This is a genomic window from Comamonas granuli NBRC 101663 (assembly GCF_000739995.1).
GTDB classification, from domain to species: Bacteria; Pseudomonadota; Gammaproteobacteria; order Burkholderiales; family Burkholderiaceae_C; genus Simplicispira; species Simplicispira granuli.
In genome coordinates, this window is sequence record NZ_BBJX01000020.1 from 13,763 (window position 1) to 26,230 (window position 12,468).

General features: G+C 67.9%; 14 protein-coding genes. 3 read left to right on the forward strand and 11 right to left on the reverse strand.

The genetic code is table 11. From position 1 onward, the window contains the following. Nucleotides 1–13: 13 nt before the first annotated feature. The 6 genes from moaD to CGR01S_RS15255 all read right to left on the reverse strand — a co-directional run bounded on the left by moaD (nt 14) and on the right by CGR01S_RS15255 (nt 6,305). Nucleotides 14–265: a molybdopterin converting factor subunit 1 gene (gene moaD / locus CGR01S_RS15230; RefSeq protein WP_042429226.1), complete on the reverse strand. Its 252-nt coding sequence runs from the start codon at nt 263–265 to the stop codon at nt 14–16. Continuing rightward, entirely contained in the window at nt 262–1,494 is a 1,233-nt protein-coding gene (locus CGR01S_RS15235; protein WP_042429229.1) for a molybdopterin molybdotransferase MoeA, read from the reverse strand. The genes moaD and CGR01S_RS15235 overlap by 4 nt, the downstream gene beginning before the upstream one ends. After that, entirely contained in the window at nt 1,491–2,045 is a 555-nt protein-coding gene (gene mobB, locus CGR01S_RS15240) for a molybdopterin-guanine dinucleotide biosynthesis protein B (protein ID WP_042429232.1), read from the reverse strand. Before mobB ends, CGR01S_RS15235 begins: the two co-directional genes overlap by 4 nt. A 98-nt stretch (nt 2,046–2,143) precedes the next feature. Further along, nucleotides 2,144–3,574, reverse strand: a complete 1,431-nt coding sequence (gene thrC / locus CGR01S_RS15245) for a threonine synthase (protein ID WP_042429314.1) — start codon at nt 3,572–3,574, stop codon at nt 2,144–2,146. Nucleotides 3,575–3,669: 95 nt separating this feature from the next. Then, complete coding sequence (locus CGR01S_RS15250; protein ID WP_042429235.1) at nt 3,670–5,004, reverse strand: homoserine dehydrogenase; 1,335 nt, start codon at nt 5,002–5,004, stop codon at nt 3,670–3,672. A 71-nt stretch (nt 5,005–5,075) separates the two neighbouring features. Further along, nucleotides 5,076–6,305, reverse strand: coding sequence for a pyridoxal phosphate-dependent aminotransferase (locus CGR01S_RS15255; RefSeq protein ID WP_042429237.1), 1,230 nt, complete (start codon nt 6,303–6,305; stop codon nt 5,076–5,078). A gap of 119 nt (nt 6,306–6,424) precedes the next feature. Here CGR01S_RS15255 and CGR01S_RS15260 point away from each other — a divergent pair, with 119 nt between their 5' ends. From CGR01S_RS15260 to CGR01S_RS15270, 3 genes are all read left to right on the forward strand, one after another. Then, a complete protein-coding gene (locus tag CGR01S_RS15260; RefSeq protein ID WP_042429240.1) occupies nt 6,425–6,802 on the forward strand; it encodes an Mth938-like domain-containing protein in 378 nt (125 codons plus the stop codon). A gap of 146 nt (nt 6,803–6,948) precedes the next feature. Continuing rightward, nucleotides 6,949–7,437 carry a peroxiredoxin gene (locus CGR01S_RS15265; RefSeq protein ID WP_042429242.1) on the forward strand — a complete coding sequence of 163 codons (489 nt, stop codon included), beginning with the start codon at nt 6,949–6,951 and terminating at the stop codon, nt 7,435–7,437. A 158-nt stretch (nt 7,438–7,595) separates the two neighbouring features. Further along, entirely contained in the window at nt 7,596–9,314 is a 1,719-nt protein-coding gene (locus CGR01S_RS15270) for a PhoH family protein (protein WP_042429248.1), read from the forward strand. Nucleotides 9,315–9,371: 57 nt separating this feature from the next. Here the strand turns inward: CGR01S_RS15270 and dnaB are convergent, their stop codons facing one another. From dnaB to rpsF, 5 genes are all read right to left on the reverse strand, one after another. Then, nucleotides 9,372–10,781 (reverse strand): replicative DNA helicase, encoded by a 1,410-nt coding sequence (gene dnaB, locus CGR01S_RS15275; RefSeq protein WP_042429251.1) that lies wholly within the window; start codon nt 10,779–10,781, stop codon nt 9,372–9,374. A 173-nt stretch (nt 10,782–10,954) separates the two neighbouring features. Further along, entirely contained in the window at nt 10,955–11,407 is a 453-nt protein-coding gene (gene rplI / locus CGR01S_RS15280; RefSeq protein WP_042429255.1) for a 50S ribosomal protein L9, read from the reverse strand. 12 nt (nt 11,408–11,419) lie between these two features. Continuing rightward, complete coding sequence (rpsR, locus tag CGR01S_RS15285; protein ID WP_011806335.1) at nt 11,420–11,701, reverse strand: 30S ribosomal protein S18; 282 nt, start codon at nt 11,699–11,701, stop codon at nt 11,420–11,422. A gap of 17 nt (nt 11,702–11,718) precedes the next feature. Further along, entirely contained in the window at nt 11,719–12,009 is a 291-nt protein-coding gene (gene priB / locus CGR01S_RS15290) for a primosomal replication protein N (protein ID WP_042429260.1), read from the reverse strand. 20 nt (nt 12,010–12,029) lie between these two features. Continuing rightward, on the reverse strand, nt 12,030–12,404 hold the full coding sequence (gene rpsF / locus CGR01S_RS15295; RefSeq protein ID WP_042429263.1) for a 30S ribosomal protein S6: 375 nt from the start codon (nt 12,402–12,404) through the stop codon (nt 12,030–12,032). Between the last annotated feature and the right edge of the window lie 64 nt (nt 12,405–12,468).

Here is a 12,468-nt window from a genome sequence, read left to right on the forward strand (position 1 = left end):
GCCGCAGGCGGCGTCAACCGCCCGTGACGGGCGGGAAGAAAGCCACCTCGGCGCCCTCGCGCAGCGGCGCCGCGTCCTCGCTGAGCACCTGGTCCAGCGCCATGCGCACGGCGCGGCCGCGCTGCAGGGCGGCGGCGTGCGCGCCGCCGCGCGCGATGAGTTCGTCACGCAGCGCGCCCAGGGTGGCGGCATCGGTGTCCAGGCTCTCCTGGCCGGTGCCCAGGGCCTCGCGGATGGAGGCGAAATAACGCACAGAAACCTTCATGCGAACAACTCCGCAAAGGGGATGTAACGCACCACATCGCCGCGCGCGATGGGCTGGCCCGGGGGGGTATCGACCACGCCGTCGCCCCACACGGTGGAGGTGAGCACGCCCGAGCCCTGGTTGGCAAACAGGTCCAGGCCGCCCGCCGCGTTGCGCCGCACGCGCAGGAACTCGCGCCGCTTGTCGGCGCGCGGCCAGTCGAAGTCGGCGCGCAGGGCGATGGCGGCGGGCGCAGTATCGCGCACACCCTGCAGGCGCAGCACGAAGGGCCGCACCAGCAGCGCGCAGGTCAGCAGGCTGGCCACGGGGTTGCCCGGCAGGCCCAGGAAATGCGCCTGCCCCACGCGCCCGCAGGCAAAGGGCTTGCCCGGCTTGATGGCGATGCGCCAGAGGTCCAGGCTGCCGAGCTGCTGCACGGCGGGCTTGATGTGGTCTTCCTCGCCCACGGAGACGCCGCCGCTGGTGAGGATCAGGTCGTGCCCGGCGCTGGCGGCCTGCAGGACCTGCACGGTGGCCGCGCGCTCGTCGGGCACATTGCCCAGGTCGCTGACCTCGCAGCCCAGGCGCTGCAGCAGCGCGCGCAGGAAGAAGCGGTTGCTGTTGTAGATGGCGCCGGGCGGCAGTTGCGCGGGCGGCACGGTGCCGGGCATGACCAGCTCGTCGCCCGTGGAGAACAGCGCCACGCGCGGGCGGCGCGCCACGGCCAGCTCGGCAGCGCCCACGCTGGCCGCCAGGCCCAGCGCCGCGGGCGTGAGGCGCGCGCCCGCGGGCAGCACCACGCTGCCGCGGGTGATGTCCTCGCCCGCGCGGCGGATGTTCTGGCCCGGCACAGGCTGCACCTGCACGCGCACCTGGCCGGTGCCTTCGGCCACGCAGTCCTCCTGCATGACCACGGCGTCGGTGCCCGCGGGCAAGGGGGCGCCGGTGAAGATGCGCGCCGCCGTGCCCGGCTGCAGGGGCTGGCCGGTGCTGCCTGCCGCAATGCGCTGGGCCACGGGCAGCACGGTGCCGGCCTGCGGCACGTCGGCGCAGCGCAGGGCGTAGCCGTCCATGGCGCTGTTGTCGTGCGGGGGCACGTTCAGGCTGCAGACCAGGTCCTGCGCGAGCACGCGGCCGTCGGCCTCGGCCGTGGGCACGGTCTGCACGCCGGTGCCCGGCTGCGCGCGCGCCAGCAGCGCTGCCAGCGCTTCGTCCAGGGGCATGAGGCCCGGGGTCAGGTTCGTGTTCATGGCGTGCCTCCTGCCGGCGGAGCGTGGTAGGTGAAGCGCTCGCCCTGGGCCAGCAGCCACTGCGCCACCTGGGCCGGCTGGTTGAGGTCCAGCAGCGGCAGGCTGGTGGGTGCGGGCAGGCGCGAGGCGTCGTCGGTGGCAACGGCGACGATGGCGGCGTCGCCGGGGTAGCGCACGGGGCGCGGCGGCTCAGCCGCGGCGGGTTCGCGCCAGACCTCGACCTTGGGAATGCCGCTTTCCTTGAAGCCCTCGACCAGCACCCAGTCGGCGCCGGGGGAGAGCGCGGCGATCATCTGGTGCACGCTCACCTGCGTGGGCTGGTCGAACTCGCGCACCAGGGCCAGGCGCAGGTCCGAGGCAATGACCACCTCCTGCGCCCCGGCCTTGCGGTGGCGCCAGGAGTCCTTGCCCGGGTGGTCGATGTCGAAACGGTGGTGCGCATGCTTGACCACCGACACGCGCAGCCCCTGCGCACGCAGCAGCGGGATGATCTGCTCGACCAGTGTGGTCTTGCCGCTGCCGGAGTACCCGGCAAAGCCGATGACTTTCATCCGAAACTCCTGAAATCATAGCTGCCAGCGCTTTCCGGACGGGCGCTGGAGGCCAATTTGATGTTTAAGACCCGCTGCCCTCCGGGCGGTGCGCCGCCTCAGGCGCAATGGCGGGCGATGTAGGCCTTGACCTGCTCCGCATCGGCCGGCATGACCTGCACGCGCTTGGGCAGGTCCTCGATGCCCGCGAACTTGGGCGGGCGCTCGGGCGCGTGGCCCAGGGCCTCCTCGATGGTGGCGGCGAACTTGATGGGCAGCGCCGTCTCCAGCACGATCATGGGCACCGAGCCGTCGCCGCGGTGCTCGCGCGCCACCTTCACGCCGTCGGCCGTGTGCGTGTCTATGGTCACGCCATGCTGCTGCCAGGTGGAGCGGATGGTGGCCAGGCGGTCGGCATGCGTGCTCTTGCCGCTGGCAAAGCCGTACTTCGCGGCCACGTCGGCAAAGCAGGGGTCCTGGCTCAGGTCGAACCGGCCCGTGGTCTGCAGCGCCGTGCCGAACAGGGCCTGGGTGCGCGCGCCGTCGCGCCCGAGCAGGTCGAAGATGAAACGCTCGAAGTTGCTCGCCTTGGAGATGTCCATGGACGGGCTGGAGGTCTCGTGCGTGTCGGCACTGCCGCGCACGCGGTAGACGCCGGTGCGGAAGAACTCGTCGAGCACGTCGTTCTCGTTCGTCGCCACCACCAGCTGGGCGATGGGCAGGCCCATCATGCGCGCCACATGGCCGGCGCACACATTGCCGAAGTTGCCGCTGGGCACGGTGAAGCTGACCTTTTGCGCGTTCGACTCGGTGGCCTGGATGTAGCCCGCGAAGTAGTACACCACCTGCGCCAGCAGGCGCGCCCAGTTGATGGAGTTGACCGTGCCGATCTTGTACTTGCGCTTGAACGCCAGGTCGTTGGAGACGGCCTTGACGATGTCCTGGCAGTCGTCGAACACGCCCTCGATGGCGATGTTGTGGATGTTCTCGTCCTGCAGGGAGAACATCTGCGCCTGCTGGAAGGGGCTCATGCGCCCGTGCGGGCTGGTCATGAAGACGCGGATGCCCTTTTTGCCGCGCATGGCGTATTCGGCCGCGCTGCCGGTGTCGCCGCTGGTGGCGCCCAGGATGTTGAGCTCCTCGCCACGGCGCGCCAGCTCGTACTCGAACAGGTTGCCCAGGAGCTGCATGGCCATGTCCTTGAAGGCCAGCGTGGGGCCGTTGGACAGGGCTTCGAGCCACAGGCCGTCTTCCAGGTGGCGCAGCGGCACGATCTCGCCGGTGCCGAACACCTCGGCGGTGTAGGTCTTGGCGCACAGGGCGCGCAGGTCGGCGGCGGGAATGTCGTCGATGTAGAGCGAGAGGATCTGGAACGCCAGCTCGGCATAGCCCTGCTGGTGGTAGGCGGTGCGCAGCTCCTGCAGGCGCGCGTCGCTGATCTGCGGGTACGAGGCGGGCAGGTACAGCCCGCCGTCGGGCGCCAGGCCTTCGAGCAGGATGTCGCAGAACTTGCGGGGGGTGGCATCGCCACGGGTGGAGAGGTAATGCATGGTGGTTTCTCGTGCCCCGGGCGGGTCGCCCCGGGGGGTGGCGGGCACCGGGCCCCTGTCTTGGAAAGCGGACATCCTGCGGCCCGGGGCCGCCCTCAGTTGAGCTCTTCCTTGCGGATGCGCGTGATCGGCGCGAGCACGGTGGGCAGGGCCTGCATCTGGGCGATGGCCGCGTCCATCAGGCCTTCGCGCGTGTCGTGCGTGAGGATGATGAGGTCGGTCTGCGTGCTGCCCTCGCCGCCCACTTCGTCGGCCTCGCGCTGCAGCACGGCGTCGATGCTGATGCCGGCGCCGGCCAGGATGCCCGTCACCTGGGCCAGCACGCCGGCCTGGTCGGCCACGCGCAGGCGCAGGTAGTAGCTGGTGACGACCTCGCTCATGGGCAGCACGGGCAGCTCGTCCTTGGCCTGCGACAGCGTGTGCGGCTGGAAGGCCAGGTGCGGCACGCGGTGCTCGGGGTCGGCCGTGTGCAGGCGCGTGATGTCCACGAGGTCGGCGATCACGGCGCTGGCCGTGGGCTCGGCGCCCGCGCCCTTGCCGTAGTACAGCGTGGTGCCCACGGCGTCGCCGTGCACCACCACGGCATTCATGGCGCCCTCGACGTTGGCGATCAGGCGCTTGGCGGGCACCAGGCTGGGGTGCACGCGCAGCTCCACGCCCTTGTCCGCGCGCTTGGTGATGCCCAGCAGCTTGATGCGGTAGCCGAGCTGCTCGGCGTACTTGATGTCGGCCGCGGCCAGTTGGGTGATGCCTTCCACGTAGGCCTTGTCGAACTGCACCGGGATGCCGAAGGCCAGGGCGCTCATGATGGTGGCCTTGTGCGCGGCGTCCACACCCTCGATGTCGAAGGTCGGGTCGGCCTCGGCGTAGCCCAGGCGCTGCGCCTCCTTGAGCACCACGTCGAAGTCCAGCCCCTTGTCGCGCATCTCGGAGAGGATGAAGTTCGTCGTGCCGTTGATGATGCCCGCGATCCACTGGATGCGGTTGGCCGTGAGGCCTTCGCGCAGCGCCTTGATGATGGGAATGCCGCCGGCCACGGCGGCCTCGAAGGCCACCATCACGCCCCTGGCGGAGGCGGCAGCGAAGATCTCGCTGCCGTGCACGGCCAGCAGGGCCTTGTTGGCCGTGACCACGTGCTTGCCTGCCGCGATGGCTTCGAGCACCAGCGCCTTGGCGATGCCGTAGCCGCCGATGAGCTCGATGACGATGTCGATCTCGGGGTTGGCGATCACGGCGCGGGCGTCGTTGACGACCTGCACGCCCTCGCCCACGATGGAGCGGGCGCGCTCCACGTCGAGGTCGGCCACCATGGTGATGGCGATGCCGCGGCCCGCGCGGCGGCGGATCTCTTCCTCATTGCGGCGCAGCACCTGGAACACGCCGCTGCCCACAGTACCTATGCCCAGCAGGCCGACTTGGATGGGTTTCATCAGAGAACTCTCAATCAAAAATGCCTTTAGCGCCCGTGGATCAAGCGCCGCAAGCTACAAAAACAATAGTATCAAGCCTTTCCGTGGCGCTGCCGGTACTGGGCCAGAAAGCCCGCCAGGCGGCCAATGGCCTCGCGCAGATCGTCCTCGTGCGGCAGGAAGACGATGCGGAAATGCTGGTGGTCGGGGTAGTTGAAGCCCGAGCCCTGCACCAGCATCACACGCGTGGCGCGCAGCACCTCCATGAAGAACTGGCGGTCGTCCTCGATGGGGTACATCGCGGGGTCCAGGCGCGGGAACATGTACAGCGCCGCCCGCGGCTTGACGCAGGTGACGCCGGGAATCTGGGTGATGAGTTCGTAGGCCAGGTCGCGCTGGCGGCGCAGGCGCCCGCCTTCCTTGACGAGGTCGTTGATGCTCTGGTAGCCGCCCAGCGCCGTCTGGATGGCCCACTGCCCCGGCACGTTGGAGCCGAGCTTGAGGTTGGCCAGCATGTTCAGCCCCTCGATGTAGTCGCGCGCGGCGCGCTTGTCGCCCGAGACCACCATCCAGCCCGCGCGGTAGCCGCAGGAGCGGTAGGCCTTGGAGAGCGAGTTGAACGTGAGCGTGAGCACGTCGGTGGACAGGCTGGCCATGGCCGTGTGGCGCACGCCGTCGTACAGCACCTTGTCGTACACCTCGTCCACCAGCAGCACCAGGTCGTGCTCGCGCGCCAGTTGCACGATGCCGCGCAGCAGCTCGTCGGAATAGAGCGCGCCCGTGGGGTTGTTCGGGTTGATGACCACGATGCCGCGCGTGCGCGGCGTGATCTTGGCGCGCATGTCCTCCAGGCTGGGCATCCAGCCGTTGGATTCGTCACACACGTAGTGCACCGGCACGCCGCCCGAGAGGCTGGTGGCCGCCGTCCACAGCGGGTAGTCGGGCGCGGGCAGCAGCAGCTCGTCGCCGTCGTTGAGCAGGGCGTTCGTCGCCATGACGATGAGCTCGCTCGCGCCATTGCCCAGGTAGATGTCGTCCAGCGTCACGCCCGCAATGCCCTGCTGCTGCGTGTAGTGCATGACGGCCTTGCGCGCCGCGAAGATGCCCTTGCTGTCGGAGTAGCCGGCGGACTCGGGCAGGTTGCGCGCCATGTCCTGCACCACCTCCTCGGGCGGATCGAAGCCGAACGGCGCCATGTTGCCGATGTTGAGCTTGATGATCTTCTGCCCCTCGTCCTCCATCTGCCGGGCGGCGTCCACGATGGGGCCGCGGACATCGTAGAGAACATTGTTGAGCTTGGTGGATTTGAGTACGGTTTTCATGCGCGGTGGACAGCAGGTGGCATCACCCGCCCAGCCCCGGGGCTTGCGGCGGAACCTATAATTTGACCACAGTTCACACCTGCGGCCGCGCCCCTGCGGGCCCGCCGCCCAGCCCCTGCATGAAATTCCAGCCCGACCGCTTCGACGCCCACAGCATCACCGGCTATGGCCCCGGCTGGATCGCCGTAGGCGCCGAGAGGGTCAGCACCAGCCTGCTCCTGGGCGCCCGCGGCCTGCGCCAGCCCTGGGACTGCGCGCGCTTCGAGGACCTGGGCCCGCAGCATTTCGCCGCGCTCGCCCAGTTCGACGCCGAAGTCCTGCTGCTGGGCAGCGGCACGCGCCTGCGCTTTGTGCCGCCGGCCTGGCTGGCCCCGCTGATGCAGCGCGGCATCGGCGTCGAAACCATGGACACCGCCGCCGCCTGCCGCACCTACAACATCCTCGCGGGCGAGGGGCGCAACGTCATCGCGGCCCTGCTGCTGCCGCTCCCCGACTGAGCCCGCCGCTCCCCGAGTAACCGCGCAGGTGACTCTGCGGGGGTTTCAAGGTAAAATCCAAGGTTTCTGCCGGTGGCGGCCCTTACCTTTAAGAACCCCACACCCCACCGGTCTTTCAAGCACCCTTCCGGAGAGACAGAAGACATATGGCCATCGTTGTCAACAAACCCCTCCCTGAATTCGAAGCCAACGCGACCAGCGGGGTCAAGGTTTCCAACACCTCTCACCATGGCCAGATCCTGATCCTCTACTTCTACCCCAAGGACAATACCCCGGGCTGCACCACCGAGGCCATGCAGTTCCGCGACAAGTACAAGGATTTCGTCAAGGCCGGAGCCGCCGTGTTCGGCGTCTCGCGCGACAACATGAAGTCGCACGACGACTTCAAGGCCAAGCTCGAACTGCCGTTCGACCTGATCGCCGACACCGAAGAGAAAATGTGCCACATGTTCGGCGTGGTCAAGAACAAGATCATGTACGGCAAGAAGGTCAAGGGCATCGAGCGCAGCACCTTCCTCATCGGGCCGGACGGCCTGCTGCTGCAGGAATGGCGCGGCCTGAAGGTACCGGGCCACGTGGACGAGGTGCTCAAGGCCGTCAAGGCACTCAAGACGCAGCTCAAGAAGGCCGCCTGACGGGGCCCGCCGCGGCGGTGACGCAGTGCCGTCACCACGGCCATGCATAATGGGCCCATGCCGCTGCACCGCGAAGCGACCCACCACCAACGATCAGCCGCCTGGGCCTCCCGGCGGCTTTTTGCTTTCTGAACCCCGCCAGATCTCCCGCACGCACCATGCCCCTGCCCCCCCCACCGACCCGGCGCGCCTCCCGGCTCGATCCTGAAGCCTTCCTCGCTGCACCGGCGGCAGCCCGCACCGCCACCGCGGACGCCGCCGCCACGCCGCCCGAGGCCGCCCCGGGCAGCGCTGCGGCCCGCAGCGCACGCACGCCCACCAAGACCCGGCAGACTGTGGCCGCCCTGACAGCGCCGCCTCCCGCCGCACTCCCGCCTCCATCGGCAGCCCCGGCCCCGGCCGTGCGGGCGCAAGCCGCACCCGCGGCGGCCGCGGCCCCGCGCACCACCCCGGCGCCGCGGCGCACGCGCAAGGCGCGCGGCAGCTGCCCGGCCAAGCTGTTCGTGCTCGACACCAATGTGCTGCTGCACGACCCGAGCAGCCTGTTCCGCTTCGAAGAGCACGACATCTACCTGCCCATGATCGTGCTGGAGGAGCTGGACGCGCACAAGAAGGGCATGACCGAGGTGGCGCGCAACGGCCGCCAGGTGAGCCGCGCCCTCGACGCGCTGGCCGCCGCCCAGGGCGCGGACATCGGCAAGGGCCTGCGGCTGGACTCCACCGGCCAGCGCAGCGCCAGCGGCAGCCTGTTCTTCCAGACTGCGGCACTGGACATCCACCTGCCCGCCAGCCTGCCCCAGGGCAAGGCCGACAACCAGATCCTGGGCGTGGTCGAAGCCCTGCGCCGGCAGCACGCGCCGCGCGAGGTGGTGCTGGTGTCCAAGGACATCAACATGCGCGTGAAGGCGCGCGCGCTGGGCCTGCCCACCGAGGACTACCAGAACGACAAGGTGCTGGAGGACGACGACCTGCTCTACTCCGGCGCGCTGCAGTTGCCGCCGGACTTCTGGAGCCGCCACGGCAAATCCGTGGAGAGCTGGCAGAGCGGCGTGCACACCTACTACCGCATCGGCGGCCCCATCGTGGCGCAGCTGCTGATCAACCAGTTCGTCTACTTCGAGGCTCCCGGCGAGCCCAGCCTGTACGCGCGCGTGACCGAAATCCGCGACAAGACGGCGGTGCTGCGCACGCTCAAGGACCACGGTCACGCCAAGAATGCCCTCTGGGGCGTGACGGCGCGCAACCGCGAGCAGAACTTCGCCATGAACCTGCTCATGGACCCGGACGTCGACTTCGTCACGCTCACCGGCACCGCCGGCACGGGCAAGACCCTGATGGCGCTGGCCGCGGGCCTCACGCAAGTGCTCGACGAGCGCCGCTACACCGAGATCATCATGACCCGCGCCACGGTCAGCGTGGGCGAGGACATCGGCTTTCTGCCCGGCACCGAGGAAGAGAAGATGGGACCCTGGATGGGCGCCCTGGACGACAACCTGGAATTCCTGGCCAAGGGCGACGGCACGGGCGCGGGTGAATGGGGGCGCGCCGCCACCAACGAGCTGATCCGCAGCCGCATCAAGATCAAGAGCATGAACTTCATGCGCGGGCGCACGTTCATGAACAAGTACCTCATCATCGACGAGGCGCAGAACCTCACGCCCAAGCAGATGAAGACCCTGGTGACGCGCGCCGGCCCGGGCACCAAGATCATCTGCATGGGCAACCTGGCGCAGATCGACACGCCCTACCTCACCGAGGGCTCCTCGGGCCTGACCTTCGCGGTGGACCGCTTCAAGGGCTGGCCGCACAGCGGCCACATCACGCTGGCACGCGGCGAGCGCTCGCGCCTGGCGGACTTTGCCAGCGAAGTGCTTTGACGCTATATTTTTGATAGCTTCTGGCGCCCGCCCAGCGGGCGCCAGAGCCTCTATTCCTTAAAAATCGTCGCTGGAGCCCAGGGCCAGGCTCTCGAAGCGCGTCTGCGATTTCTGGAAGAACAGCTTGACCGTGCCCGTGGGGCCGTTGCGCTGCTTGCCGATGATGATCTCGGCGACGTTGGGCTCCTTGCTGTCCTTGTTGTAGTAGTCGTCGCGGTAGATGAACATGATGATGTCGGCATCCTGCTCGATGGCACCGGACTCACGCAGGTCGGACATCATGGGCCGCTTGTCGGTGCGCGTTTCCACCGAGCGGTTGAGCTGCGAGAGCGCGATCACCGGGCACTGCAGCTCCTTGGCCAGCATCTTGAGGCCGCGCGAGATCTCGCCCAGCTCGGTGGCGCGGTTCTCGCCCTGCGAGCCGCTGGAGCCGCTCATGAGCTGCAGGTAGTCCACCACGATCAGGCCGAGCTTGCCGCAACTGCGCGCCAGGCGGCGCGCGTTGGCGCGCAGCTCGCTGGGGGTCAGGCCCGGGGTTTCGTCGATGTGCAGCGAGACGTTGCGCAGGCGCTCGATGGCCTCGGTCAGGCGCGGCCATTCGTCGTCGGTGAGCTTGCCGGTGCGCAGATGGCCCTGGTCGATGCGGCCGATGGAGCCCACGATACGCACGGCCAGTTGCGCCGCGCCCATTTCCATGGAGAACACGGCCACGGGCAGGCCTTCGTTGAGCGCCACGTGTTCGGCAATGTTCACGGCAAAGGCCGTCTTGCCCATGGACGGGCGCGCCGCCAGCACCACCAGGTCGCCCGCCTGCAGGCCCGAGGTCATGCGGTCCAGGTCGATGAAGCCCGTGGGCACGCCGGTGATGTCGTTCGGGTTGTCCGCCATCTCCTGCACGCGGTCGAGCAGGTTGACCACCAGGTTCTCCATGGCCTGGAAGCCCTGCTTCATGCGCGAGCCTTCTTCACCGATGTTGAAGATCTTCTGCTCGGCCTCATCCAGGATGCGGTCCACCGGCTTGCCCTGGGGATTGAAGGCGTTGGTGGCGATCTCGTCGCTGGCGGTCACCAGCTTGCGCAGGATGGCGCGCTCGCGCACGATCTCGGCGTAGCGGCGGATATTGCTGGCGCTGGGCACGTACTGCGCCAGCGCATTGAGGTAGACCAGCCCGCCAATCTCCTCGGACTTGCCCAGACTCTGCAGTTGTTCGTAGACCGTGATCACATCCGCCGGCTTGTTGGCGTTGACCAGGCTGGCGATGGCGGTGTAGATGATCTGGTGCTCGTGGCGGTAGAAGTCGCTCTCCACGAGCAGATCGCCGACGCGGTCCCAGGCGTGGTTGTCCAGCAGCAGGCCGCCAAGCACGCTCGACTCGGCCTCGATGGAGTGTGGCGGCACGCGCAACTGCGCCACCTGGCGGTCTATGGGCTCGAATACATCGTCCACCAGGACGGGGTCGTCAAACATGGGGTTCCTCGGATCGGGCGGCCATGGTACCAACAGCCCGGCACGCCGTCATTGCACAGCCTGTGCGCCACCTGTGGACAAGGCGTGTATGGCCGGTGCACAGGTAGCGCGCGCACCATAAAAAAAAACCGCCCGAAGGCGGTTGGGAGCGAAGGGGGCCGAAACCCCGCGGTTCAGGCGGTTTCGCCGTAGACCGAGACGGTGATCTCGACGACCACGTCGGTGTGCAGCGCCACGCTCACGGTGCTGTCGCCCACCATCTTGATGGGGCCGTTGGGCATGCGCACCTGGGACTTCACGACCTTGTAGCCTTGCTTGTTGAGCTCTTCGGCGACGTCATGGTTGGTCACGGAGCCGAACAGACGGCCATCGACGCCGGCCTTCTGGGTCAGCTTGATGGTGGAGCCGGCGAGCTTCTCGCCCTGGGCCTGGGCGGCAGCCAGCTTCTCGGCAGCAGCCTTTTCGAGCTCGGCGCGCTTGGCCTCGAACTCGGCCTTGGCGGCAGCGGTGGCGCGGCGGGCGCGGCCCGTGGGGATCAGGAAGTTGCGGGCGTAGCCGTCCTTGACCTTGACGATTTCGCCGAGGTTGCCGAGGTTGACGACCTTGTCGAGCAGGATGATTTGCATGGGTCGTGCTCCTTAGATCTTGTGCTGGTCGCTGTAGGGCAACAGGGCCAGGAAGCGCGCGCGCTTGATGGCGGTGTTGAGCTGGCGCTGGTAGATGGCGCGCGTGCCGGTCAGGCGCGCGGGGATGATCTTGCCGTTCTCAGCGATGAAGTCGCGCAGGGTGTCGACGTCCTTGTAGTCGATTTCCTCGACGCCGGCGACCGTGAAGCGGCAGAAGCGCTTGCGCTTGAACAGCAGCGACTGGGTATTGCGCTTGGGGCGCTTGTCTTTGTTGAATTTCTTGAACGTGGCCATGTGAAGCCTCTCGAAAATTAATCTTGTTGAATATCCTGGATGTGGAGAACCACGGACTTGCTGTTGCGCGCCGAGGCCAGGAATCCGCTGAAGTGCCACTGGCTTCCCAGGGGCTGGCGGGCCAGCCGCTCGGCCATCGCACCAAAGGCCTGGGCCTTGATGAGCAACCGCACTTCGCGCATGTGTCCGGCTTCTACCTGCTGCGAGCCGTGCTCCAGGCGCAGCTCGATCGCGGGGACTCCAGCGGGCGTGAACCGCATGGGCTGGGCCTCGGCGATGCAGGCAGTCAGGACAACGTGGTTATCCACTCCTCGCTACAAGCCGCTGCTCAGCGCTCGCCGCCGGCAACTTCTGCCTGGCTGGCCTTGCGCGCTTCCTCGCGCTCGACGGTCTTCATCATGGACGAGGAACCGGTCTCGGCCTTCTTCTTCTGCACCGTCAGGTGGCGCAGCACGGCGTCGTTGAACTTGAAGGCGTGCTCCAGCTCGGCCATCACGGCCTGGTCGGCCTCGATGTTCAGGCACAGGTAGTGGGCCTTGGCGAGCTTGTTGATCAGGTACGCCAGCTGGCGGCGGCCCCAGTCTTCCACGCGGTGGATCTTGCCGCCGCCCTGGGTGATCATGCCCTTGTAACGCTCCAGCATGGCCGGAACCTGCTCGCTCTGATCCGGGTGGATCAACAAAATGATTTCATAGTGACGCATGCACACTCCTTGTGGTTAAAGCCGCCCGCTGCGTCAAGTAGCGGTGTGGCAAGGCAAAGCAGGC